The 25,914-nt window shown below is 67.3% G+C and carries 18 protein-coding genes and 1 pseudogene; 5 read left to right on the forward strand and 14 right to left on the reverse strand.

The window, feature by feature from the left end; genetic code table 11:
• The 8 genes and pseudogenes from BM333_RS15250 to BM333_RS15280 all read right to left on the reverse strand — a co-directional run.
• Nucleotides 1–287: pseudogene (locus tag BM333_RS15250) on the reverse strand (transposase); the annotation flags it as partial.
• A 263-nt stretch (nt 288–550) separates the two neighbouring features.
• Nucleotides 551–1,066, reverse strand: coding sequence for a hypothetical protein (locus tag BM333_RS15780; RefSeq protein WP_143105856.1), 516 nt, complete (start codon nt 1,064–1,066; stop codon nt 551–553).
• 457 nt (nt 1,067–1,523) lie between these two features.
• Nucleotides 1,524–2,627, reverse strand: a complete 1,104-nt coding sequence (locus BM333_RS15255) for a hypothetical protein (RefSeq protein ID WP_143105857.1) — start codon at nt 2,625–2,627, stop codon at nt 1,524–1,526.
• 114 nt (nt 2,628–2,741) lie between these two features.
• Nucleotides 2,742–2,912, reverse strand: a complete 171-nt coding sequence (locus tag BM333_RS16365; RefSeq protein WP_092313730.1) for a helix-turn-helix domain-containing protein — start codon at nt 2,910–2,912, stop codon at nt 2,742–2,744.
• A complete protein-coding gene (locus BM333_RS15265; RefSeq protein ID WP_092313733.1) occupies nt 2,905–3,297 on the reverse strand; it encodes a hypothetical protein in 393 nt (130 codons plus the stop codon). Before BM333_RS15265 ends, BM333_RS16365 begins: the two co-directional genes overlap by 8 nt.
• A gap of 218 nt (nt 3,298–3,515) precedes the next feature.
• Complete coding sequence (locus tag BM333_RS15270) at nt 3,516–4,688, reverse strand: tyrosine-type recombinase/integrase (RefSeq protein WP_177221924.1); 1,173 nt, start codon at nt 4,686–4,688, stop codon at nt 3,516–3,518.
• 426 nt (nt 4,689–5,114) lie between these two features.
• The gene (locus BM333_RS15275; RefSeq protein ID WP_092313739.1) at nt 5,115–7,604 is read right to left on the reverse strand and encodes a TonB-dependent receptor domain-containing protein; all 2,490 of its coding nucleotides are present in this window, start codon (nt 7,602–7,604) and stop codon (nt 5,115–5,117) included.
• A gap of 210 nt (nt 7,605–7,814) precedes the next feature.
• Entirely contained in the window at nt 7,815–9,638 is a 1,824-nt protein-coding gene (locus BM333_RS15280) for a methyl-accepting chemotaxis protein (RefSeq protein WP_245777315.1), read from the reverse strand.
• Between the two features lie 425 nt (nt 9,639–10,063).
• Here BM333_RS15280 and BM333_RS15285 point away from each other — a divergent pair, with 425 nt between their 5' ends.
• A complete protein-coding gene (locus BM333_RS15285; protein WP_092313745.1) occupies nt 10,064–11,116 on the forward strand; it encodes a DUF2332 domain-containing protein in 1,053 nt (350 codons plus the stop codon).
• 308 nt (nt 11,117–11,424) lie between these two features.
• Here the strand turns inward: BM333_RS15285 and BM333_RS15290 are convergent, their stop codons facing one another.
• The 4 genes from BM333_RS15290 to BM333_RS15305 form a co-directional block, all read right to left on the reverse strand.
• Nucleotides 11,425–14,748: a TonB-dependent receptor domain-containing protein gene (locus BM333_RS15290; protein WP_177221926.1), complete on the reverse strand. Its 3,324-nt coding sequence runs from the start codon at nt 14,746–14,748 to the stop codon at nt 11,425–11,427.
• Nucleotides 14,749–14,979: 231 nt separating this feature from the next.
• Nucleotides 14,980–15,357, reverse strand: coding sequence for a hypothetical protein (locus BM333_RS15295; protein WP_092313751.1), 378 nt, complete (start codon nt 15,355–15,357; stop codon nt 14,980–14,982).
• Nucleotides 15,358–15,366: 9 nt separating this feature from the next.
• Nucleotides 15,367–15,588 (reverse strand): hypothetical protein, encoded by a 222-nt coding sequence (locus BM333_RS15300; RefSeq protein ID WP_092313754.1) that lies wholly within the window; start codon nt 15,586–15,588, stop codon nt 15,367–15,369.
• A gap of 94 nt (nt 15,589–15,682) precedes the next feature.
• A complete protein-coding gene (locus BM333_RS15305) occupies nt 15,683–16,417 on the reverse strand; it encodes a helix-turn-helix transcriptional regulator (RefSeq protein WP_092313756.1) in 735 nt (244 codons plus the stop codon).
• Nucleotides 16,418–16,578: 161 nt separating this feature from the next.
• Between BM333_RS15305 and BM333_RS15310 the strand changes: the two genes are divergently transcribed.
• The 3 genes from BM333_RS15310 to BM333_RS15320 all read left to right on the forward strand — a co-directional run bounded on the left by BM333_RS15310 (nt 16,579) and on the right by BM333_RS15320 (nt 23,801).
• Entirely contained in the window at nt 16,579–17,394 is an 816-nt protein-coding gene (locus tag BM333_RS15310; RefSeq protein ID WP_092313759.1) for a response regulator transcription factor, read from the forward strand.
• A 159-nt stretch (nt 17,395–17,553) separates the two neighbouring features.
• On the forward strand, nt 17,554–20,403 hold the full coding sequence (locus BM333_RS15315) for a M16 family metallopeptidase (protein WP_092313771.1): 2,850 nt from the start codon (nt 17,554–17,556) through the stop codon (nt 20,401–20,403).
• Between the two features lie 95 nt (nt 20,404–20,498).
• Nucleotides 20,499–23,801, forward strand: coding sequence for an amidohydrolase family protein (locus BM333_RS15320; RefSeq protein ID WP_092313762.1), 3,303 nt, complete (start codon nt 20,499–20,501; stop codon nt 23,799–23,801).
• 15 nt (nt 23,802–23,816) lie between these two features.
• On the opposite strand, the gene BM333_RS15325 is transcribed toward BM333_RS15320, so the two are convergent.
• Nucleotides 23,817–24,125 carry a hypothetical protein gene (locus BM333_RS15325; RefSeq protein ID WP_092313765.1) on the reverse strand — a complete coding sequence of 103 codons (309 nt, stop codon included), beginning with the start codon at nt 24,123–24,125 and terminating at the stop codon, nt 23,817–23,819.
• Nucleotides 24,122–25,651: a cbb3-type cytochrome c oxidase subunit I gene (locus tag BM333_RS15330; RefSeq protein ID WP_092313768.1), complete on the reverse strand. Its 1,530-nt coding sequence runs from the start codon at nt 25,649–25,651 to the stop codon at nt 24,122–24,124. Before BM333_RS15330 ends, BM333_RS15325 begins: the two co-directional genes overlap by 4 nt.
• 37 nt (nt 25,652–25,688) lie before the next feature.
• Here BM333_RS15330 and BM333_RS15335 point away from each other — a divergent pair.
• The coding region (locus BM333_RS15335; RefSeq protein WP_143105858.1) for a transposase at nt 25,689–25,914 on the forward strand (226 nt) is incomplete at its 3' end.

Genomic DNA, 25,914 nt, shown 5'->3' on the forward strand with positions numbered 1-25,914 from the left:
CTCACGACGCGCAGCGGGCGTCACCACTTTTTTCCCAGAAGGTCCTTCAACGCGACGTTGTCCAGCATCGCGTCCGCCAACATCCGCTTCAGCTTCGCGTTCTCGTCCTCCAGCGCCTTCAGCCGCCTGGCCTCCGACACGTCCATGCCGCCGAACCTGGCCTTCCACTTGTAGAAGGTCGCCGAGCTGACGCCGTGCCGCCGGCAGACCTCCGACGTCGCTACACCGGCCTCCTGCTCCCGCAGGATCCCAATGATCTGCTCTTCCGTGAACCTTGACCGCTTCATTCTGTCCGTCCTTTCAAGGGGCGGACTCTAGCTATTCCTGGAGGAGTTTCAGGGGGTCACGTCAGCGCTATTGGAGTCCGAACAACCTGCGAGCAGCAGGAAGGCTATCGCGGCACGCTTCATGAGACCACTCCGTTGAAACTGAAACGAAGCGGGGAAAAATGGCTGCAGAAGGGCTGTTTCAGAACAGGCTGGCCTGAGGCCACGCCTTCACCATCAAAGGTCCGCTATGGGTCGAAAGCAGTCCCGGTGCCTGATGCCAGTCACTCGAACCGAACTGTCGCGGCGACCTCGGGGCCGAGTTCGCAGATTTGCCTGCTGCTACAAGACAGATAGATCGTCAGTCCCACGGGCTCGCCTCGACGCTCGCCCCAACGTGTCGGGGTGCCGACATGACCGACCCATCCATGTGGAAGGCCGTCCCCGACATCGCCGGGACGTGTGAAGGCAGCCCACTCCCCCCGCCTGCCATCGACCGTCATTTGGCCGGTGGAGTAGTCGAGGAGCCCGTCTGAGAGAGGAACCGATCCATACATGCCATAGGAGAAACCGAGCCGCAGTCCTTCCCCGCCGAACTCATCCACCTCCGTATCCACGCCGATGACAGGCAGGCGGGATAGTTCTCGGGGGATAGCCACGGAGAACGGGCCTGCGGCCTCCACCCGTCGAAAACGCTCCGGGTCAGGTGTTTCAGGGCGTGGCTCCGAGCCGCATGCGGACAAGAGGATCGCCAAGGCCAAGAAGCCGAGGCCGGTTCGGTCGCGATCGCGGTTGCGCATTACAACTCAACGAACGACCGCTGCGCCGGTTCTTGCCGATCAAGCCGCCTAGGACGGCGAACTGACCGCTGGATGATGTCCGCAATGGGTCGCGTCCCGTCATAAGCGCGTTGGCCCAAAGGCGACACTGCGCTCGCCCGTCGGAAAGGAACCTTGGCAATCGCTCGAGGCGGTGGTCATCAGGAGCGATTTCCCGCGTCTCCAGCGTACCGAAGGCGACTTCGCAGCAGTGGCCTCCCTCGTAGGCCGCTATTTTTCCTGCCGTTAGCCTTCCCGGACAGCCGGATACCCCTAGAATCCGCTCAGAGGCACCTTACATCGGCAAGTATATACTTCCAGTGACATAACAGCAGGAAGCAATGATGCCGCTGTATAGGCCAGAAATCGGCCTTAGCGTCGATCTGCTACTTACGTGTCCTAGTACGAGGAGAGGGCGGAGCCCTCCAATAGCAAATAGCTACTTCATACAGACAGAGGGATTGGTCCCGTAAATGGCCTTATAGACCTCCTTCATAATCCCTTCAACCTGATCCTTATCCCTCAGTCTTACGCGAAAGCCATCGTGAATCGGATAAACAGGAATTCCCTCTTTCATGCAGCGTTCAATGACCTTCAGAGCTAGCTCACTATCCTCCTTCTGAAGCTGTCCCCACGCCTGAGATGCGAAGCGATGCGTGATGGGGGATAGCCGGTCCATCATTGCGGCAACGAAGGCATCCAGTTCCTTCCCGCTCTGGAGGTAGGGCTGATAGTCCTTCTTGATGAACTTCAGGGCGGTGGTCTTGCCGTTGATGAGGCGATTGAAGACCTTTTTCCCGACCTCCCTGCTCACATGCTCGAAGCCGGGAATGACATAAGGATCAAAATCGAGCTTCCGTATGCTCCAAGCGTAGAGGATGTGAGGGTGCAGGCTCTTGTAGTCGAGTTCACAGGTCTCCTCTCCGTCGATCAGGAGGGTTGCCCGCTCCACCCGAGGCATATCGATCCAGAACCCGCCATAGAGCCGGCCCCCGGTGATCCAGTCATGCTTGAAGAGCCTGACAAGGTGGATGCGGCTGCTCGTCCAGCCGTTCGGCTGGTGAAGCGTGAAGCCACCAATCCCCTCGTTGTACCGCTTGATCAGCCGGTCCTGCTCCCGAACCTTCGGCGGCATCTCCCCAGCGGAGGTGAAAGGCTCTGTGAGCACCGTCGTGACAGCCGGTGGTCTGACAACGTCACCAAGGGACAGGCCAGACTCCTGCACTAGCTGCACGAGCTTGGGTGTCGGCGTGATGGCCGTGAGCTTGGACCGCTCCGGGTGATCGATGTCGTAGAAGCCGAGCCGGACCTCTATTAATCCCGCCTTCTCAAGCTGATCTCGGACATCCTTCAGGGGCCTCATGCCCATCGCTGAAAGCGCGGCATTGCTGAAGGGCAGGCGAAGCTCGCCAGACCGTTCCAGTGCAATGATTGCAATGGCGGCCAGAAATGACAGCAGGGTGCGCTGGAAAGCGGCCTCATCCTTCGCCTTCCGTCTGGGCTGATGGCCGATAGCTTCGCCTACGCGGGCGTAGAGCACCATGAGCGGAGCGCAAGGCTCCGCCCACGGCCTAAGCACAGTGGTGCCTCCGGTCATGAGGATCTCAGTTTTGAGGAATGCGCCCGAGCCTTCTCGGGCAAATGAGCCGCTACTGACCTATGGCGCGGTCAGGAGAGCCATAAGATCATCGTGCAGCACGATAGAACGCCCGGCGACCTTGCGGATCGGGAGCCGTCCGGCGCGTGCGAGATTGTAGAGCGTGGAGCGGGAGAGGCCGGTAAGGGCGCTACTCTCGCTGATGCTGTATGCGAGCTTCTGTTCAGGCATCCGTAGGCTCCAGAACGCCCTCACCCCGCAGGGTGGCGATCCTGATGAGCAACATTTCTTCGGCGGTCTTCGCGGCCCGACCTTGCTTGCTCAGCGCACCCGCAAGCTCCGGGTGCTCTCGTTCGAACCGCTCGTCACCCTGAAACCGCGCCAACAGTGCTTTCCTTGCGGCGATCAGATGCGCGTCCCGAGTCCAGATGCGCCCTTCATGCCGGATCGAAATCAGCACAAGATTGCTATACGCGCGATCGATCGGGGTAGGTCGCTTTGCCTTGTTGCTCTTGTAAGTCTGGAGACCAATTCGAATAGTATCGAAGTCCTCGGTCGTATCTACGTAGACCCCGCCTACGACGTGTGTGGTCAGGCTCTGATAAACAGCAGTCATATTATCTCCTATTGTCGGTGCACACGGGGGCGAGCGCCTCCGCTGACCGGCACATAGTTCCAAATTCGCGCCACGTCTACCGGCCCATCGCCCGAAAACTAAAGGACAGCGGGCCATTACTATTAAACCGAACCAGTAAAACCGTTATAACTACTGTCCATAAAACAAATACCTGAAGAAACAGGCGCTTATGGTCGTCCACTCCGCGCGACTTGGCGTTACCCCATCGGTTGAGCCTGCGACACCCCGCCGCAGAGGAAAGATGCCCAATCGGCCATCAAACCCCGGCGCTTACTGAGAGCGTCACCCCGGCGATAAGCCCGCTCGACGCTGTCTCCCACCTTGTGCGCCAGCGCCGCCTCCACGACTTCGCGAGGGTGGGACGTGCTGTCCCCGGCCCAATCCCGGAAGGTTGAGCGGAAACCATGGACCGTCGCGTCGACCTTCATCCGCTTCAGCAGCGCATCCATCGCGGCAGCCGAAAGGGTGGCCCTGCCGTTGCCGGGGAAGACGTACTCGCCTTCGAGTAGCTCCACCTCTCGCAGCAACTGGATCGCCGCGGGAGACAGCGGCACGCGATGCACCTCCGCCATCTTCATCCGGCCCGCAGGGATGATCCAGATCGCCTTCTCGAAGTCGATTTCTGCCCAGCGAGCGCCGAGCGTCTCGGACGTCCGAGCACAGGTCAAGATCGTGAACTGTAGGGCCTTGGCAGCCACGCCAGTCCGCTCGTTGAGAGCCGCCCAGAATCCCGGCGCTTTCTCGTATGGCAGCGCCCGGTGGTGGCCCCGCGTCAGCTTGCTCCGCTTTGGGAGGAGATGAGCAAGATTCCCGCGCCAAGCAGCAGGGTTCTCGCCTGTCCGAAGGCCTTGCGCCTTGGCCGCATCGAGAACGTTCTCAATCCGCCCCCTGACCCGACTCGCTGTCTCAGACTTGGTGGTCCAAATCGGCTTCAGAGCCTCCAGCACATCTGCAGTGCTGATTTCTGCGACAGGTATAGGCCGAAGGTTCTTCGCGTACGTCGCGAGGGTGTTCGTCCACTGCTGCCGGTGTTTCGCGTTTCGCCACCCCACCTTCTTGTCCGCAATGAACGCGTCGGCAACGTCGCCGAAGGTCTTGCCCCTGCCCTCCTCAGCCTTTCTCGCAGCAAGCGGATCGATGCCGTTCCGAAGAGCTAGCCGCGCCTGCTCTGCCGCTGTCCGCGCATCTTTGAGACTCACATCCTGAAGGGCCCCGAGTCCCATCTCCCGACGCTTGCCCTGCCATTGAAAGATGAAAACCCACCGCCTCCCCTTCCCTACCCGCAGGTACAGGTTGCCGCCGTCTGGATAGAGGCCGTCCTCGGAGATGGCGCGGATGGCGGTGGTGGTGAGGCGGTTGATCTGGCGCATTGCCAAGCCATAGCGCCCTAAATCGCGCCCCAAAAGATGTCGCGGCTAGTGGCGAACGCCGGTGGACACTGCTGGACGGATCGCAACCTTATCTATTGTAAACAATAGTTTTTCTGGACCGCCTTGGACGACCGTGGACAATACTTAGGCGGTCTCTCTGTCCGCCACCGCCGTTCTGGATGGCCGCAGGGTCCGTGCGACCGGGGAAGCATCCCCGACAGCCCCGCAGCTTCACCAAACCCTGACGGACAGCCTGTCCCTGGTCGCGGAGTCTTGCCTGTGCCGCGGGAGGCGCGCCGTCGGCGGATGCAAGAACGCCGTCCCGGCGAACCGGGACGGCGATGCTTCAGGTCCGGAGACCCCGGGGCGCCCTGCCGGAGCGGACCGGGTGTCCGGGCCGCTCCGGTCGAGCCGGGGATCAGCCGATCAGAAGTAGAAGCGGACGGCTGCCCTGACGGTGCGGCCCGGCAGGGCCTGGGCCAGAACCACGCCGCTCGCCGGGAGCGAGTCCGACCCCACGTCGGTGAGCGCCATTTCGTCGAACAGGTTGTTCGCGGTCAGCGAAAGCACGACCTTGTCGACCGGTCGAACCTCAACAAAGGCGTTCACGGTCGCGTAGCCCGGCATCGTCAGCTGGTTGGCGTCCTGGCTGTAGCTCTCGGTGGTGCCCACAATGCTGGCGCCGACCGTGAACAGGTCGGTTTCGTACTGCGGCATCACCTGGAAGATCAGGTCCGCCTGGCGGCGCGGCGTATTGCCGACCAGGGCCGGGTCCTCGGCGTCCGTGATCTCGGCGCTGGTGACGGTCGCGCCGGCGGTCAGACTGAACGGACCACGCCGGATCCCGCCCTCGAACTCGGCGCCAAGGGCCTGGTAGCCCCGCTGCACGAGGACAAGCTGGGTGACGCCATTGACCGGCCGGATCTGCTGGTTGGTCTCGTTGACCTCGGCCCAGAAGCCCGTGACGTTGGCGAACAGCCCGTCCCTCCGGTACTTCAGCCCGATTTCGGCCTGCTTCACCGGATCGTAGGCCGCATCCGTCTGCACCAGGTCGCCGGTGACCGGGCTGACCGCGGGCGAACGCAGGATCTTCTCCGCCGCCGCACGCCCGCCCTGGCTGTAGCGCACGAAGGTCGAGACGTTCTGCGACACGCGATAGTTGACGCTGGCGGAATACGAGACGTAGTCGTAGTCGTAGTCGACCGGCTGTCTGTTGGCGGCGGGGGCGAACGCGAAGGTCCGCTCGGCCGCTGTGATCACGCCGTCGCCGTCGACGTCGATGGTTCGAACGTCGGTGGCGCCGTTGGCGACGGTGAAGCCGGTGACCTCGCCGCTGTCAAAGCGGACCGAAGCGCCGAGCGCGACCTTGCCCAGGCGGTAGTTCAGCGAACCATAGGGCGCCACGATGCTGTAGCCGACGTCGACGCGCGAGTTCGAGCCGGCGCCGGCCGGTCCGAAGAAGTTGTAGACGCCGTCCTGGGTGCGGGGGATCCCGTCGGTGTTGACGATGTCGATCAGCGCCGATTCGCCGCCGCCGACGACATCCTGGAAGAACGGAATGTACTGACGGTCATACTCGAGATCCTGCTCGGCGTTGTAGAGACCCAGCGTCGTCGTCAGCACGCCGCCGCCGATGTCCCACACGCGGCTGGCGCGCAGGTCGTTGGTGAAGTTGTCGAGGCTCCTGATGTCGGTGTGGACCAGGGTCGAGAAGGACACCAGGCCGTTGCCGTTCAGCGCGGACGGATCGGTGATCGGCTGGCCGGCCTGCGGTCCGGTGGCGTAGGACAGGCTGCCCGGCCGCGCGCCGAACGCCAGGGGCGCAAGCGCCGCCGGCGCGATCGCCAGCGGGTAGTTCAGGGACTGATCCCCCGACTGGCTCGCATACCGCATGTGATCCGTGATCGTCCAACCGCGGAGGTTGAACCGGGTCTGGAACCCGAGCGATCTCACGACCGCGTGGTTGCCGTCCTGAAGGTTGACTTCGGTCAGTTCGCCGTCGCCGTTGAGCAGCGGGAAGGTCGTGATGTTGCGGGAGGTCAGGGTGTCCCGCAGCATGGAGAAGTTCGGCACGTCGGTGTAGTCGGGATCGTCGTTGGTTCCCGAAACAAGAAGCGGCGCGGGGCCGTAGCCAATCACGGCGTCGTCCAGCAGCTTGCCTTCGAGGCGAACGAAGCCGCCTTCGAACTCCTGGGTGATGTTGGCCTTGATCTGACCGCCCCGATTGGCGTCGAAGCCGGCGTCGCGGGGGCCTTCGCCTTCACGATAGAAGCCGCCGATGTTGAAGCGGAGGGTGTCGGTGAGGTGGCCGCCATAGTTGAAGTCGGCGCGGTAGCTGTCGTAGTCGACGCCGCTCGAGGCCTGGAAGGATCCCCCCTCGACCTCGCCGGTCGGCGAGATGAGGTTGATCACCCCGCCCGGCGCATTTGAAGCGAAGGTCGAGGCGGAACCGCCCCGGATCGACTCGATCTGCGCGACGTTGAAGTCGTAGCGCATGAAGTAATCGGGCGTCAGGGCCAGGATGTCGCCGAACTCCAGGACCGGCAGACCGTCTTCCTGGAACTGCAGATACTTGGCGCCGCTACCCACCATCGGAAGGCCGCGAATGGTGTAGTTGCCGTTGACCTCGCCCAGGGACGCCTCGGCGCGAATACCCGGGATCGTGCGGAACAGGTCGGTGACCGAATAGGCGCCGATCTTGGCGATCTCGACATCGTCGATGGAACTGGTCGAGGTCGCGCTGTCCAGGCGATCGCGCGCCTTTGCCACGCCGGTCACGACCATGTCGTCGCTCTCGCGCGTGCGACTGGCTTCCCACGCCGTCTGGCGAGGCGGATCCTGCTCCTCGGTTCCAGCATAAGCCGCCGTCGCGAGAAGTAGCGGCGCAAGCGCGGCCGAGAGATACGCGGATTTCAAAAGAGCCTCCAACTGCAATCAGGTCAACGCTGCAACAATGATGCAGCCGAGTTCATAGCCTTCGCGCGCGACACAAAACGTATCGCCGCGTTGGCGACAGATATTTCACTCAATAGTGAATGGATTTATAAAGGAGGCATACGCAGTTTACCGGGGTATTACTTGGTAAACCGCTTGCTTACGCGCAAAGCGAACCGCCTCTACTTTGCTCTAGCCGTTGGCCGCGCGGCCGAACGCGAGGACCCTCGCGGCGGGCGGCGATCTGTCCGACGGCTTGACGGTCGGCGCCGCGGGGACGCCTTCCGGAGCCCCAGCCGCATCCCGGGGCGCGGCGGATCCACGGGTCGGCTTCAGGCGGAAACGAGCCACAAGCGTCGCCAGTTCTTCGGCCTCGGTCGAAAGGATCCGCGCCGCCGCCGTCGCCTCCTCGGCCATGGCTGCGTTCTGCTGGGTTACACGATCCACGCTGGCGACCGTGCCGTTGACCTGCTTCAGGTTCTCCGCCTGGGTTTGCGCCCCCTGCGCGATGTCGGCGACCAGCCGATTGGCGTCGCCGATCTTCGAAACCACGCGCCCGAGCATGCTGCTGGTCTCGCCGACGCGATCGACGCCGAGCTGGACCTCCTGGGACGACCGCGTGATCAGGTCCTTGATCTCCTTGGCGGCGTCGACCGTGCGCTTGGCCAGCTCGCGCACCTCGCCGGCGACAACCGCGAAGCCCCTGCCCGTCTCACCCGCACGCGCGGCCTCGACCCCGGCGTTGAGCGCCAGGAGATTGGTCTGCAGCGCGATGGCGTCGATCATGCTGATGATCTCGCCGATCTCCAGCGAGCCGGCCCTGATCGCGTCCATCGCGGAGATCGCTTCTTCGACGATGGCGCCGCCGTCCGTGGCGTCGCTGTTGGCCATGGTGATTGCGTTGCGGGCGTCAGCCGCGCTTCGAGCCGTCGCGCCCACCATGTCCGTGACCTGGTTCGTCGCCATGGTCGTTTCCTGCAGGCTGGAAGCCTGCTGCTCCGTACGGCGCGCCAGATGTTCCGACGCCGAGCAGATCTGGCTTGCGCCCAGCCTTACGCTCTGCGCCGACCCGGCCACGCCGGCGAGGCTGCCTTCGAGACGCTCGACAGCCAGGTTGAAGGCCTGACGCAGCCGCTCGTAATCCGGTGCGAACGGCGTCTCGATCACATAGGTCAGATCTCCTGCCGCCAGGGCCTCCAGGGCCGTGTCGAGGGCCTCCACCACCTGCCGCTGTTGCGCTTCGGCAGCCGCCTTCTCACGATCGGCTTCCGCCTTCGCGCGGTCCGCCAGCTCCTTCGCGGCCTCGGCTTCCAGCTTGGCCAGCGCCGTGTCGCGGAAGACCAGAACGGCGCGAGCCATGTCCCCCAGCTCGTCGGCGCGGTCGGCGTCCACGACGATATCGTTGTCGCCCTGGGCAAGTTGACGCATGGCGGCCGTCAGCGTCGTGATCGGTCGGGCGATCGTTCGGCTGAGCATCATCGACAGGGCGACGGCGACCGCGATCATCGCGATGCCGCCGACGACCAGGGCGATGACCGCGGTAAGGATGGCGGCCTCCTGGCGGGCAAGATTCGTGACCGTCAGCGTCGCCTCGCCGTCACGCAGCTCCCGCAACGGCAGGACGGCCTCGCTGACCAGCACCCTCGAGCCGGCGTCCCGTACGGCTTGCGCCGCTTCTTCCCGGCCGCCTGCGCGGACGGTTTCGATCAGACGGTCGCCCCAATCCGCGCGCCAGGCCAGGGTCGCGACGCGCGACTGCTCGAGAAGGCGCTGCTTCTCGGGGTCCGTAAGCTGCGCCTGAAGCTCGACGACAACGCGGTCAAACTCGTCCCGCCCTTCGTAGTAGGACTTCAGATAGCTCTCATCGCCCGTCACGAGGAACCCGCGAAACTGGCTGTTCTGGCGCAGGATGGCTGTCTCCAGCGCCATCGCCTGCGCCTCGATCGAGCGGCTGAGATTGTTGCTCCTGGTCGAGGTGTGGATCATCACGATTGTGACGAACACCACCGCCATCATGATGGCCGCCGAAACGCAGACCAGAACGAACGAAAGGCTCAGCTTTCGGGGAATTCTCAGGGCAGAAATCATGAGATCACGCTTCGACGAATCTGTATTCAAACCGAAGAAGCGTACGCAATCGCATCAACAGACAAGAATGGACCAGTCAGGCGACTGGATTCATTTTTTACTGACGAGCAGCATCAAGCCACGCCCCTTGTCGCGGTTTTAGGCGTTGGCGCTGAAGAGAACCTTAAGGTCCGCCTGCGACATTACGCGCCGACCACCATGCATCGACCAGGCCTTCTACACGGGCGGCGTTCACCCGACGTTAAGCGCGCCGTCCTACGTCCTGAGGCCGTGAAGCCTGCGGGTTTAGCGGAGGCCCTGCTTCCGAAGTCGAGTATGTGTTCCGGGGCGCCCGCTGTGCCGATCGTGATTTGATGAATGGTCTCGCAACAGCGCCCTGCGCCAACGAACTCGTGCGTCAGGCCCAGCGCTGCCGCGACATGGGCTCGCCTTTCATCGCCTCCGTCCTCGAGGCCGCAGACCGGCAACTCCACCGGGCGCCGCTGACGGCCGCCAAGGTGTGGAACTGGCCGGAGGACCCGGCCGCCGCCGCCGTCGCGCTGCGGGTCAACGGCGCGCTTCATGCCCTCGCTCGACGCGGCTCGCCGCCATATCTCGCCGAACTCTACCGTCGTGAGCACGATGATTTCGACGGCGCCGTCGCGGCCGCCTTCGCGCGGGCGGACGGGTTCATCGCCGACTGGATCCGCCACCCCACCCAGACCAATGAGGTCGCACGAGCCGCTGCGATCGCATCGGCGCTGATAGCGGCGCCCCTCTCCCGGTCGATGCCTTTCGAGTTGCTGGAACTCGGATCGAGTTGCGGCCTCAATCTCAATCTCGCCCGTTACGCCTACCAGCTCGGGACGGTCAGCGTCGGCGGTCCGCTCTCGACGGTGAGGATCGCGCCGGAGTGGCGCGGTCCACCCCCGCCCTTCCGCCCGCTTTCGGTCGCCGCGGCCCGGGGCGTCGATCTTCAGCCGCTGAACGCCTCCGACCCCCGGGATCGCGAGCGCCTTCTGTCCTTCGTCTGGACGGACCAGCCGGCGAGGTTGAGACGCCTGGAGGATGCGCTGCAGATCGCGGTGGAGCATCCGCCCCGCGTGGACCGGGGCCAGGCGGTGACCTGGCTTGCCGATCGCCTGGCGGAACCCCAGCCGGCCGGCCGCTGTCGCGCGGTCGTGCACACCATGGTGATGCAGTATCTCGGCGCCGCCGAGCGTCAGCAGGTCGCTGCGATGATGGCGCGCGCCGGAGAGCGGGCCTCGGCGGATCGGCCGCTTCTCTGGATCGGGTTCGAATGGACCTCGGACCGCCGCGCGGTGGAGTTGCGCCTGACGTGCTGGCCGACCGGGTCCAGCGTCGCGCTGGCCCACTGCCATCCCTACGGCGACTGGCTGGAGTGGCTGGGCCCCACCGCGGCCTGAGCCGCCCGTCGCGGCAGCGTCCGGCGGCCGGACCTGACAGGGGTGTCGGCGGTCTTTGATGCGCCATCTTCCGGCCCTGCGGCGTCGTCTGGACCGGCGCCGCCAGCGGCCCCATCTCGCGTGCGCCTGTCGCCGCGATCCCCGGACGCATCCTGCAGTCGACGGGCGTCAGAGGCGCCTTCGTGGAGCCGGGCGCCGGGCCGGTGCGGGTCTGGAACCCGCCGGCGGCGCACGCGCAGGTCTTCTCCGGACAAACGAAAAGGGGCGGCCCGGACCGGGCCGCCCCTCTCGTTCACCGATATCCGTCCTTAGAAGGGGCGGAAGTTCAGGCCGACGAAGAAGCGACGGCCGTAGGGGTCGAAGTTCGAGTAGAGCGTCGTCCCGAGATACTCGGGCTGCTCCGCATCGAAGGCGTTCACCACACCGGCGCGGACGGACAGGTCGTCCCTAACGTTCCAGCGCACGGTGAAGTCGTGACGCGTGAAGTTCCCGGTGTCGTACTCGTCGAACGGCCGCTGGTCGGCGTTCGCCACCGCGTCGCGGATCCGCAGGCTGTCCTGGGCGGTCTGCCAGTCGGCCGTCCAGTTGACGCTCCAGATCTCGTTCGGCGTCCAGGTCAGCGACGAGGTCATGCGAACGCGCGGGTAGTACAGGTTGCTCGACAGTTCGTCGAAGTCCGACGGATCGTCGGCGTTCAGGAACTCCTTCTGCTCGATCAGCCACAGACCGCCCAGCGAGTAGTCGATCTGACCCCAGTTGCGGCCAGTGACTTCCTCGAGGTCCATGCGGTAGCGGGCCGTGAAGTCCAGACCGCGGGTCTCCAGCTTGGCGTAGTTGACCGAGCCTTCGATGAAGCCGCCGATCGGATCGTTCACCGGACCGCCGATGCCGAACGGGATGTTCGGGTTGTTGCGGAAGATGGTGGCGCAGGCCGCCGCGTTCAGGGTGGCGCCGCTGACGCAGTTGTTCGCCGCCGTCTGGGCCGACACCGCCGCGATGACGTTGTCGATCTGGATCTCGTAGTAGTCGAGGACCAGCGAGAAGTTCGGGAAGAACCGCGGTTCGATCACCGTCGAGAAGGTGAAGCTGTCCGACTCCTCCGGCTCCAGGAACGGGTTGCCGCCGCTGACGCCCGCAACGCCCGAACCGTAGTTCGGGTTGTAGTCGTCCGCGTTGGTCGCCGTGGCGCCCGCGAAGTCGAAGTTCAGGCCCTGGGCCTGGGCCAGCGCCGTACAGTTGGCGATGCGGTTCTCGCGGGTCTCGGCGTCCTGGGCGACGATCACCAGCGTGGCGCAGGGATCGACGATGTTGTTCAGGAACGTCTGGGCGAACGGCGAGAAGTTCTCCGCCAGGTCAGGCACCCGGACCGAGCTGTTGAAGCTGGTCTTGAAGGCGATGTCCTGGATCGGACGGTACATCAGGTTGACGCCGTAGACGTCCACCTCGCCGACCGTGGAGTAGTCGGCGTAGCGGTAGGAGCCGCTCAGCTCAGCGTATTCGCCCAGCCAGGTGTCGCGGAACAGCGGAACCGACAGCTCGCCGAAGATCTCCTCGCTGGTGTACTCGACGTAGTCGAAGTCCGCGCCGCCGTTCAGGAACAGCAGCGGACGGCCGGCGGTGTCGCGGTCGCGGCCGATGCCTTCGGTGCCTTCACGACGGTACTCGGCGCCCAGGGCGACGCCGATCGAGCCGGCGCCCCAGAAGTCCCAGAGTTCACCCGCGACCGAGGCGATCGCCTGTTCCTGCTCGTTACGCTCGCGCACCGAAATCACGGCGTCGACGTAGGCGAGAGCTTCAGCGCTCTGGTTGCCCATGCCGAACACGTTCAGCGGGGTGCAGTCCGTGATCGACTGACGGCCATAGGCCGTGTCGAGCAGGTTGCCGCCAGCGCCGGTGTCGAAGGCGCCCGCAGCCGCACCCTGCGCCTGGAGCAGTTGCGCGCGGCAGACGATCTGGCCCGGCGTGCCGTTGACGACGCCGGCGGCGTCCACGACGGCGTCGGCGGCCAGGGCGAAGCGCAGGCTGTCGGTGCCGCGTTCGCGGTTCTCGACCTCGACCTCACCGTAGGTGTAGCCGATGTCCCAATCCACGTTGCGGACGAAGGCGACGCTGTCCAGCGAGCCGCGGAAGCCGCCCACGAAACGCATCAGCTCGCGGGTGTTGTCCTGGGTCCGGTCCGGTCCGAACATGCTGTGGCGCGCGTTCTGGAGCAGGATCGGGGCCAGGGCGGCGCCCGGCGCGTTGGCCGTCGGCTGCGAGTACGGCGTCACCAGGTTGGTGGCGATGGCGTCCTTGACGTTCTGCGGCAGGAAGGCGTTGTCGCTCCAGCGCAGGTCGAAGTTGTTCACCGCATAGATCGGGTTGACGGTGCCGGCGTACGAGTCGACCAGGTCGATGTCGTAGAAGGTCGGCTGCGACAGGTCGAAGGTGTCTTCGGTGACGTACTTGGCCTCGGCGTAGAACTCGACGCGGTCGGTCACGTCGAAGCGCAGGCCGGTCTGGAAGCGGGCCGACTCGGAGCGCGGGACGCGCGAGCCGGTGCTGAAGTCGGCCGGGTTCACGCCGTCGCCGCCGTAGTTGTACGGCTGGCTGATGCCGGCGCCGCCGACGCGCTCGCCGAAGTTGGCCAGGCGCGCGGTCGGCCCGTCGTACCAGAAGGTCCGACCCGGCTGAACGCCGAAGCAGTTGGCGCTGTAGGTGAAGCCGGCGGCCGTGCCCGAGCTGCCGAAGCAGTTGGCGTACGGCACGTCCGGATCGTTCAGTGGGCTCGGACGCGAGACGTTGGCGAGAGTCGTCTGGCCCCAGCGCGGACGGTCGATCCGGTTCACCCCGGTGAAGGTCTGGGCGTCGAGCACCCCGTCGTTACGGGCCGTGGTCGGGTCGTTGTCGGTGGCGATGCGGACCGGCGCATTGCGCAGCCAGTCGATGTCCATCGAGGTGACTTCGTCGACTTCCTCGTACTCGCCGTGGATGTAGACGTTCAGACGGTCGTCCAGCAGGTTGGCCCCGGCGAGGGCCGAGATGCGCCGGTTGGCTTCGCCGTCCTGGTTGATCATGCCGTAGTTGGCGTCGATCTCGAGGCCTTCGAAGTTGCGGCGCAGCACGAAGTTCAGCACGCCCGAGACGGCGTCGGCGCCGTAGACCGACGAGGCGCCGCCGGTGACGATCTCGATGTTCTCGATCAGCAGGCGCGGGATGGTGTCGACGTCGACCGCCAGCGAGCCGCCGTTCGAACCGACGTGACGACGGCCGTCGACGAGGGTCAGGGTGCGGTTGGAGCCGAGCGAGCGCAGGTTCGGCAGCGACAGGCCGCCGTCGCCCAGGCCCGAGCCGGTGGTGTCGGACGGGACGACCGAGTTCGACAGGGCCGGAATGGTCGCCAGGTAGTCGATGACCGTGGTCTGGCCGGTGGCCAGCAGGTCCTCGCGATCGACCTGGATCAGCGGCGTCGGCGAGTTGGTCGGGTCGCGGCGAATACGCGAACCGGTGACGACGATTTCGCCGAGTTCAGCGGCGTCGTCCTGGACGACGGGCGCAGGCGCGTCCTGCGCCAGCGCCGGGGACGTCAGCGACGCCACGCCGGCGAGCACGCTGGTCGCGAGCAGGCCCGCGCGGATACTTCTTCTGGTCATCAGTAATCTCCAAACACACATCCGACGCCGCTCGACGAACCTTGGCTGTCGTGCGAGGCCGCGCCTCCACATGGAGGGATGTTCATGCGGGGCGGACCATAGAACCCGTCGATCAGGGATTAGTAGTGTTGTTGGCACAAAACTGCCGCACAAAAGTCCGACCGTGTTCCAATCGCCACATTCTATTTGCTTGCAAAACTGCAAGCGAGATTTCTACTTCATATAGTAAGGTTAGATGATCGTCGTCGCCTGAACGATGGTTGCGTCCAGCCTGTCTCGCAGGTCCCGACCCGCCGGGGAAAGATGAAGCGCCCGAACCTTGCCCAGGGGCCGAAGCTCGGCGAGACCAAGGGCCGGCGCCAGGGCTCCGGGAGCGCCGGGAGCGATCAACGAGCGGCTCGCCCGGGACGCCGTGGCCAGCGTCATGCCGGAGGCCGCGGCGAGTTCGCTGATGCAGAAGCCCTCGTTTTCGCAGAGGTAGAGGAACGCCAGCACCGTCGACAGGCGGACATTCGGATCGGCGGCGCGGAAGAGCTCCAGCGCCTCCAGCAGGGCGTTGCGCCGGCGGCTCCGTCGGGGCGCCGCGCCCGTCGTCGCGTCATAGGCCAAGCGGGCGTCCTATTCCGTATAGGCGTGAAGGCGGCCGGTGATGTTCGGGTTGATCGGGCGGGACGTCGTCCGGCCGGGCCGGCGCTCGCGGCCGGTCACGATCTGCAACTTCGCATGCGGGAAGGCTTCTCTCAGGGAGAGAAGCCCCTGCTCCAGCGCACGCTGGTGGGAAGCGGCCTCCACGAAGTCGCTGGCCTCGAGCTCGATGGTGAACGTCGCCTTCAGGCGCATCTTCCGCAGGGCCTTCCAGTCTCGCCGCCGGTATGACCGGCGACGTTTGCTCCAGACCGCCCACCCCTCGCCATACCGGTTTCCCGGTATGGCTTCAGAGACGGAGCAGACCTAGCTGCAGGGCGCGGACTGTCGAGTGGGTGTTGTTGCTCGTTCCCAGCTTCCTGCGGATGTTCTTCAGGTGCTCCCCCACCGTATGCTCGGAAATGTTCAGGATCGTCGCGACGTCCCGCGTCGTCTTGCCGCCTGCGATCCAGGCGAGCACGTCGCCCTCGCGGACGCTCAGCGCGCGCACGCCGGCCGGAGTCGGCGGCAGGGCCTCGACCGCCTGGAAGACGTGATGCGCCAACAGGCGCACCGCCCGCTTCAGACCCGGAACGCGCTCGAAACGGGCGCTTCCGAGCCAGAGGCTGCCAACGCCCAGGGCGGAAGGAAGCGGCACGCACAGCCCCTCGCGCATATCGAACTCGGCGGCTTCGAGGGGAATGGTCGCGGCCTTGGGATCATTCAGGTAGTCGCGAGGAACCTCGTCCCAGGCGAACACGTCGCGAACGCTCAGCGAATGCTGGACGACGGGGTCGTGCCGGAACAGGCCCGCCTCCCGATAGTGCTCCGCCCAGCCCTCCGGCCAGGCGTCGAGCAGGACGTCCGGCTCCGCTCCGGGAAGCCGCTGCAGCCGCGTCAGGCCGAAGGCGGAAAACCCGAACTGCTCGAGAAAGCCGGTCACCCGGGTGATGACGCAACGCTGGGAGCCGGCCGAGTTGAGCGACTCCACTGTGAGGAGTGTCTGCTCGAGCAGTGCGTCGGCGGTTCCGGAAATCAAGCTCATACCCCCAACTCCCCGCTCCCGAGCGAGAAACGTGACAGAGCCGGTGGCAGTTACGGCACAATTTGTCTTTTCGGCGGCAGGGACGGATCACATTCTGCTAACCTGGACGGGTTGAGCCGCGTTGCGCGCGCTCCTTCCCGGCCCACGGCCGGATACCCCCCATGCTGGTGAGGATGGAACCGCCCGAGGTCGCGCGGGCCGCCGGACCCGGCGCGCTGAACGACGTCGCCGGCGTCCTTCTGGTCAGTCGGCCCGGACCGGCGCGGGATCGGCTGACCGGCCTTTTCGAGGATGCCGGGCTGGCGGTCTTCGAGGCCGCCGGCATTCCTGCGGCCCGGGAGATGATGAAGACGGCGCGGCCGGATCTCGTCGTGCTGGAATGCCCGTCCTTGGTCGGCGACGAACTGGCCTTCTGCCAGGCGGTCGCCGCCGGCCCGGGCGTTCCACTGCTGGTGCTCGTCGCTGCAGCCGATGTCGTGGACGAGATCGTCGCCCTTGAGCTCGGCGCCGACGACCTCCTGATCGGGGACGCGGCCGATCGGCTCATCCTCGCCCGGGCGCGTGCGCTGCTCCGCCGCACCCGGCCGGCAGAGCCTGCGCGGCGGGAGTCGCCGCATGATGCCGGCGGCTGGCGGCTGGATCCGATCACCCGGGCGGCCACCGGTCCCGGCGGCGGACGCGTCTCCCTTTCGCCGGCCCATGCCTCCGCCTTCCATCTGTTCCTGGCCAACCCGGGCGTGGTGTTCACGTCCGAGGCCGGAGCGCGAGCGCTGGGCGCGGGAGTCGAGGGCGCGCCGGCCTTTCGCACGACGGTATGCCGGCTGCGCCAGAAGCTGGATTCACTCCACGACGGCCAGCCGATCCGGACGGTCCGCGGCGGGGGGTACACCTACGCGCCTTCCGCGGCTCGTAGCGGGCGCGACGCCCTGGCCGGAAGCGGCCCGGCCCGCGCAGACGACGGCGGACACGCGGCGTGACGCGTCGCCGTCGCCCGCGCCCTTGACCGGATCCATGGGCCGGACCTGAGGCCGGCGTCCGGACGTTCGGGCGCCGGGAACGAGGGGTTTGACGGGTCCGGCGTCGCCGTGTCCTATGGCGCCTTCGCCGCCCGCCGCGGCCAGCTTTCCGGACCGTCCATGCGCCTTCGTCTCGTCTCCGCCGCCGCCCTGCTGGCCGCGATCGCCCCCGCCTCGACCGCCTGGGCCCTCGATCTGTCAGCCGGCGAACGCCCCGCCGCCGTGGCCTCCGCGGCGCCCGCCCAGGACCTGCAGCCGGCTTCGGTCGCGGAACTGGTTGAGCGGGTCGACATCCCCTGGTCGCGCTTCACCCTCGACAACGGCCTGACCGTCATCGTGCACGAGGACCGCAAGGCCCCCGTCGTGGCGGTGTCGATCTGGTACAACGTCGGCTCCAAGGACGAGCCGGCCGGCTCCACCGGCTTCGCCCACCTGTTCGAGCACCTGATGTTCGGCGGCTCGGAGAATTCGCCGACCAGCCACATCCAGGCCATGCGCGCCGCCGGCGCGACCAGCCTGAACGGCACCACCTGGTTCGACCGCACCAACTACTTCCAGACCGTGCCGACCCCGGCGCTCGAACAGACGCTGTATCTGGAGAGCGATCGCATGGGCTACCTGCTCGGCCAGGTCGGCCAGGAGGTGCTCGATCTGCAGCGCGGCGTCGTCCAGAACGAGAAGCGCCAGGGCGACAACCAGCCCTACGGTCTGGTCGAGTACGCCCAGCTCGAGGCGCTCTTCCCCGAGGGCCATCCGTATCGCCACTCGACCATCGGCTCGATGGCCGACCTCGACGCCGCCAGCCTCGAGACGGTGCGCAACTGGTTCCGCGACAACTACGGCCCCAACAACGCCGTGCTGGTCCTGTCGGGCGACATCGACGAGGCCACGGCCCGCACCCTGACCGAGCGCTACTTCGGCCGCATTCCGCGCGGACCCGTCAACACGCCGGCCGAGGCTGACGTCCCGACCCTGGCCGAACCCCTGCGCGAGACGATGCACGACCGCGTGGCCAACGTCCGCCTGATGCGCAGCTGGGCGGTGCCCGGCCTGCTCGATCCCGAGGCGGTGCCGCTCTCGGTGGGCGCCTCGGTTCTCGGCGGGCTGGCCAGCTCGCGGCTGGACAACGAGCTGGTGCGTGGCGACCAGAGCGCCGTCTCCGTCAGCACCTCGATGATGCCCTTCCACCGGCTGGGCATGTTCGAGATCACCGTCAACGTGAAGCCGGGCCAGGATCCGGCCGCGGTCGAGGCGCGGATGGATCAGATCCTCGCCCATCTCATAGCCAACGGACCGACGGCCGAAGAGGTGTCGCGCGTCGCCACCAGCTACGCCTCCCGCACCATCCAGAGCCTCGAACAGGTCAACGGCAAGGCCTCGGTGCTGGCCGAGGGCCAGCTCTATGCGGGCGATCCGGACCACTACAAGCGCGAGCTCGAGGCCTACGCCTCCGTGACCCCGGCCCAGGTCCAGGCCGCGCTGCAGAAGTGGCTGACCCGCCCCGCCTACACCCTCATCGTCGAACCCGGCGAGCGCGAGGCCTATGAGGAGGCCGCCGCCGCGCCCGCCGGCGCCGCGGCGGTCGAGGCTGCGCCGATCCAGCGCGTCGCCCGCGACCCGATGCCCGCCATCGGCGACGTGTCGGACCTCGACTTCCCCGCGGTCGAGCGCGCCCGCCTGTCGAACGGCGTCGAGGTGATCTACGCCCACAGCGACACCGTTCCCGTGACCCGCGTGGCCGTGGAGTTCGACGCCGGCTACGCCGCCGATCGCGCCGCCCGGCTGGGCGCCCACAGCCTGATGCTGAACCTCATGGAGGAGGGAACCACCTCCCGCGACGCCACGCAGCTGGCCGAGGAGGAGGAGGCCCTCGGCGCCTCGATCAACGTCGGCGCCTCCATGGACCGGTCCAGCGCCAGCCTCACCGCCGTGACCACCAACCTGCGGCCGTCGCTCGCCCTGCTGGCCGATGTGGTCCGCAATCCGGCCTTCGCCCCCGGCGAGGTCGAGCGCCTCCGGGCCCAGCGGCTGGCGACGATCGCCAACGAGCGCACCTCGCCGAACGCCATCGCCGCGCGCGCCCTGCCGCCGCTGCTCTATGGCCCGGAAAGCCCCTACGGCCGGCCGCTGTCGGGCAACGGCGACGAGGCCAGCATCGCCGCCCTGACCCGCGACGACATCCTGTCCGAACACCAGACCTGGATCCGCCCCGACAACGCCACGGTCTTCGTCGTCTCCGACCTGCCGCTGTCGGAAGTGACGGCCGAGCTGAACCGCGCCTTCGGAGACTGGACCGCTCCGGCCGCCCCGCGCGGTGCGAAGACATTCGGCCCCGCCGTCCCGGCCGGCCAGAGCCGCATCGTGCTCATCGACCGGCCGCAGTCGCCGCAGTCGCTGATCTACGGCGGCGTGCTGCTGCCGCTTTCGGGCACCGACGACCTGCTGACCCTGAACACAGCCAACACCATCCTCGGCACCGACTTCCTCTCGCGGATCAACGCCGACCTGCGCGAAACCAAGGGCTGGTCCTACGGGGTGCGCGGCACGGTGAACCAGCTGGAGCACCAGGCGCCCTACTTCATCTCCGCCCCGGTGCAGGCCAACCGCACCGGCGAATCGATCGCCGCCCTGCTGGAGCAGTACAACGCCTTCCTGGCCGACCGCGGCGTGACGCCCGAGGAACTGGAGCGGACCGTCAACGGCAACACCCGCTCGCTGGCCGGCGGATTCGAAACCTCGGCCCAGCTGCTGGGCGCCCTTCGCGGCAACGCCCTCTACCAGCGGCCCGACAACTATTACGAGACCGTCGCCAGCCGCACGCGCGCCCTGACCGCCGCCGACCTCGACGCGGCGGCCCGGGCGGCGATCAACCCGGGCGGCATCGTCTGGGTGGTCGTCGGCGACGCCGATGTGGTGCGGCCCCAGCTCGACGCCCTCGGCCTGCCGGTCGAGGTCCGCGAGGCCGAGTGACGTATCCGGCGGCCGGCCGCGGCCGCCTTTGACCCTGCCGGCCCGCCGAGCGTGACGGCGGGCCGATCTTTTCCAGAGCCTCGGGGGCTTTCCGTATGAAGCGCGTTTTCCTGACCACCGTCGCCGCCATGGCGCTCGCCGCGCCGGCCTTCGCCCAGGAGCCCGATCCGCAGTCGGCGCCCCCGACCATGCCGCCGACGGAGGCGGCCCAGGCGGCGGACGAGGAAGAGGCGAAGTGGGACGTGCAGAACCCGCCCGGTCCGTCGCGCGACATCCCCATCGACGTCACCCGCGGCACCTGGATGTCGGTCGACGTCAGCCCTGACGGCCGCATGATCGCCTTCGACCTGCTGGGCGACATCTACGTCATGCCGATCGAGGGCGGCGAGGCCCGCGCCATCGCCTCGGGCGTGGCCTGGGAGATGCAGCCGAAGTGGTCGCCCGACGGCCGCCACATCGCCTTCACGTCCGACCGCGGCGGCGGCGACAACATCTGGGTCATGGACGCCGACGGCTCCAACCCGGTGCAGGTGTCGAAGGAGTCCTTCCGCCTGCTGAACCAGCCGGAGTGGACGCCCGACGGCCAGTTCATCGTCGCCCGCAAGCACTTCACCTCGGCGCGCTCGCTCGGGGCCGGCGAGATCTGGATGTATCACCGCTCCGGCGGCGGCGGCGTGCAGATGACCGAGCGCCGCACCCAGCAGAAGGACACTGGCGAGCCCGCCGTCTCGCCTGACGGCCGCTACCTCTACTTCTCCGACGACGCCACGCCGGGCGGCGTCTTCGAATACTCGAAGGACGTCAACGAGCAGATCTACGTCATCCGCCGCCTCGACCGCGAGACCGGCGAGATCGAGCCCTACATCACCGGTCCCGGCGGCTCGATCCGCCCGACGCCCTCGCCCGACGGCAAGTCGATCGCCTTCATCCGGCGCGTCCGCTACCAGTCGGTGCTCTACGTGATGGACATCGAGTCCGGCCGCGAGACCCCGGTGTTCAGCGGCCTCGATCGCGACCTGCAGGAGACCTGGGCCATCCACGGCGTCTATCCGGCCATCAGCTGGACGCCGGACAACCGTTCGATCGTGTTCTGGGCCGACGGCCGCATCCAGCGCGTCGACGTCGCCTCGGGCGCGGTCTCCGACATCCCCTTCCATGTCGCCGACACCCGCCGCGTGCAGGAGGCCGTGCGCTTCCCGGTCGAGGTCGCGCCCGACACGTTCGACGTGAAGATGATCCGCTGGGCCCGCCCCTCCCCGGACGGCTCGCGCGTGGTCTTCGAGGCGCTCGGCCACCTGTGGATCCGCGACCTGCCGACCGGCGAGGCGCGCCGCCTGACCCGCCAGAACGACCACTTCGAGCTCTATCCGAACTGGTCCCGCGACGGCCGCTCGATCGTCTACACCACCTGGGACGACGAGGCGCTGGGCACGGTCCGCGTGGTCCCCGCCTCGGGCGGGACCGGCCGGGTGATCAGCTCGCGTCCGGGCCACTACGTCGAGCCGACCTTCTCGCCGGACGGCCGCACGGTGGTCTACCGCACCGTCGCGGGCGGCGACCTGACCAGCCCCCTGTGGAGCCGCGACACCGGCGTCTATCGCATCCCCGCCAGCGGCGGCGAGCCGGTGTTCGTCACCGACGACGGGGTGACCCCGCAGTTCGGCGCCGACGGCGATCGCCTGTTCCTGACCGGCCGCGACGGCGACCATCGCACCCTGTTCTCGGTCGACCTCGACGGCGACGACGCCCGCACCCACCTGCGCTCCGAGTGGGCCGCCGAGTTCGCCCTGTCCCCGGACGGGAACTGGGTCGGCTGGACCGAGCGGTTCAACGCCTATGTCGCGCCCTTCGTCGCCGCCGGACGGCCGGTGACGATCAGCGCCGAAGGCAAGTCCCTGCCCCAGGCCCGGGTCACCCGCGACGCCGGCGAGTGGCTCAGCTGGTCGGGCGACTCGCGCCGGCTGCAGTGGTCGCTCGGCCCTGAGCTGTTCACCCGCGACCTCAACCAGTCCTTCGCCTTCGTCGAGGGCGCGCCCGAGGAGCTGCCGAAGCCTGACGAGCGGGGAATCAACCTCGGCTTCAGCGTGCCCGCCGACAAGCCGGAGGGCCGCATCGCCCTGACCGGCGCCCGGCTCATCACCATGAACGGCGGCGAGGTCATCGAGAACGGCGTCGTCGTCATCGACGGCAACCGGATCGAGACCATCGGCCCGATGGCCAGCACCACCATCCCGGCCGGGATTCCGACCCTCGACATGACCGGCAAGACCATCATGCCGGGCCTGATCGACGCCCACTGGCACGGCTCGATGGGCGACAACGAGATCATCCCCGAGCAGAGCCGAATCAACTACGCCGCCCTCGCCTTCGGGGTGACGACGATCCACGACCCGTCGAACGACACCAGCGAGATCTTCGCCCACAGCGAGCTGGCCCGCGCCGGCCGCGTGGTCGGCCCGCGGATCTTCTCGACCGGCACCATCCTGTACGGCGCCACCACCGCCTTCACCGCCCAGGTCGACGACCTCGACGACGCCCTGTCCACCCTGCGCCGCATGCGGGCGGCCGGGGCGTGGAGCGTGAAGAGCTACAACCAGCCCCGCCGCGAGCAGCGCCAGCAGATCATCGAGGCCGCCCGCCAGCTGAACATGATGGTCGTCCCCGAGGGCGGCTCGCTGTACCAGCACAACATGTCGATGATCGTCGACGGCCACACCACGATCGAGCACTCGATCCCGCTGGCCCGGCTCTACGACGACGTCCACCAGCTCTGGCGCCAGACGGAAACCGCCTACAACCCGACCCTGGTCGTGGCCTACGGCGGCAGCTACGGCGAGAACTACTGGTACCAGGAGAGCGACGTCTGGGATCACCCCATCCTGACGCAGTACGTGCCGCGCCGCACGCTCGACGCCCGCGCCCGCCGTCCCGAGACCCTGCCCGACAACGAGTGGAACCACATCTCCGTGGCCCGCGAGGCGAACCGGCTGAACCAGCAAGGCGTCGACGTCCTGATCGGCGCCCACGGCCAGCGCGAGGGCCTCGGCGCGCACTGGGAGCTGTGGAGCCTCGCCCAGGGCGGCATGGAGCCGCTCGAGGTCATCCGCGCCGGCACGCTCAGCGGCGCGCGCGCCCTGGGCATGGACCGCGACCTCGGCTCGCTGGAGCCGGGCAAGCTGGCCGACATGGTGGTGCTGGACGCCAACCCGCTGGAGAACATCCGCAACACCACCTCGATCGCCTACACCGTCGCTAACGGCCGCGTGTACGACTCCGGCATGAACGAGATCGCCCCGCGGCAGCGGCCGCGGGCGCCGTTCTGGTTCGCCGGCGCCGACGGCGAGGCCATGGCGCCGGGAGCCGCCGCGGCCGACACCCACGGCCACGGGGAGCACTGAGGCGGCTCGGCGTCGTCAGTGGCCGGTGAGGGTGGGCAGGGCCTGCCAGATCATCGCGACCACGGCGACGCCGAAGCCCAGCACGGCGATCTCCCGGCGGAAGCGGGAGACTTCTCCCTCCGCGCCCCGCAGGCGGCGCAGGGCGAGGAGGCCCAGGGCGACCCCGGCCAGCACGCACGCCGCGCTGAAGCCGAGGCCGGCCATCCGCCAGGCGGGATCGTCGGCCTCGGCCGCCACATCGGCGACGCTGGCGATCAGATAGACGCCGAGGAAGTGGAAGCCCCACAGCGTCAGGCCGCCGAGCATCCACGCCCAGGCCTTCACATCCCCGCTCCCGGGAACAGCCGCGTCAGCAGCACCGAAGCCGCGCCCTGCGCCGCCGTGAAGCCAAGGAACAGGCCGATCAGGTCGAAGGTCGACGGCCGCGCCGCCTCGACGTGCCCGGCCAGCCAGCGCAGCAGGGCGTAGAGGCCCATCAGCCCCGAAACGGCGACGAAGAAGCCCTGCCAGCCGATCAGGGCGTAGACGGTCGCGCCCTGGGCGTTGACCTCGGGCCGCAACCCGGTCGCCAGCCAGTGGTCAAGGTCCATCGCCAGCCCCGCTCCGACCAGCCCCACGGCCGCCAGCATCAACAGGGTCGCGACGGCGGGGGTGCGCGGCCGGTCCAGCCGCAGCGTCCAGCAGCTCGCCCATGCCAGCAGCCCCGCGCCCGCATAGGCCGCGACCACCGGAAGGAGCAGCGGCAGGTCGGGCGGCGGCGCCCAGCTCTCCGGCTGCCGGCTCCACAGGAAGACGTAGCTGAAGCCCAGCAGCGCCCCCACCATGCCGGCCACGATCAGGGTGATGAGCATGGCCCACCAGCCGTGGCTGGACGGGCCGCTGACGTAGGTCGGCAGCTCGATCCCCGCGCCCACATCGACCGTCGGCTGGATGCGCGGCCGGTCGAGCAACCAGCACCAGTGCATCAGGCAGTAGACCGCCAGCACCCCGCAGACCACCGACGGCAGGTAGGCCTGCACCGTCAGCAGCAGGAAGAAGGCGGCCGTGAACACCGCCCCCCAGACGTGCCAGCCGGACGGCGCCGGCATGCGCTGCAGGTACTGCGGCTCGGCGTTCAGCGTCGAGGTGACGATGGTCTCGCGTTCGCCTGTCGCCGTGTTGGGCAGGAAGTAGCGACCGGCCTCCACGTCGCGGGCGAGGTTCTTCTGGTCCCACAGTGGGTAGAGGCTCTTCACCACCGGGATCGAGCGCACCGAGTAGAGGCCGGTCGGCAGCCATTCCAGTCCAGGCCCGCCGTAGACGTTGCCGGCGTCCTTTCCGAACGGACGGAAGTTGCGGACCATGTCGACGATCCACAGCAGCACCGCCGCCCCGAACAGGAAGGCGCCGACCGTCGAGATCATGTTGGGGATCTCCCATCCCCGGTCCGGCAGGTAGGTGTAGACCCGCCGCGGCATGCCCATCAGCCCGGTCAGGTGCATGGGCAGGAAGGTCAGGTGCATGCCGCTGAACATCAGCCAGAAGACCCACTTGCCCAGCCGTTCGCTCAGCGGCCGGCTCGAGCTCATCGGCAGCCAGTAGTAGATGGCCGCGAACAGCGGGAAGACCATGCCGCCGATCAGGACATAGTGCAGGTGGGCGACGATGAAGTAGCTGTCGTGGGCCTGCCAGTCGAACGGGACCATGGCCACCATCACCCCGGTCAGCCCACCCATGGTGAAGATGATCAGTGCCCCCAGCACGAACAGGCCGGGGGTGGTGAACCGCATCTTCCCCGCCGCCACGGTGGCGATCCAGGCGAACACCTGCACCCCCGCCGGCAGTGACGTGACCCCCTGAAACTCCTCCAGGAATAGCTAGAGTCCGCCCCTTGAAAGGACGGACAGAATGAAGCGGTCAAGGTTCACGGAAGAGCAGATCATTGGGATCCTGCGGGAGCAGGAGGCCGGTGTAGCGACGTCGGAGGTCTGCCGGCGGCACGGCGTCAGCTCGGCGACCTTCTACAAGTGGAAGGCCAGGTTCGGCGGCATGGACGTGTCGGAGGCCAGGCGGCTGAAGGCGCTGGAGGACGAGAACGCGAAGCTGAAGCGGATGTTGGCGGACGCGATGCTGG

This window comes from Brevundimonas viscosa (assembly GCF_900116065.1).
Lineage (GTDB): Bacteria > Pseudomonadota > Alphaproteobacteria > Caulobacterales > Caulobacteraceae > Brevundimonas > Brevundimonas viscosa.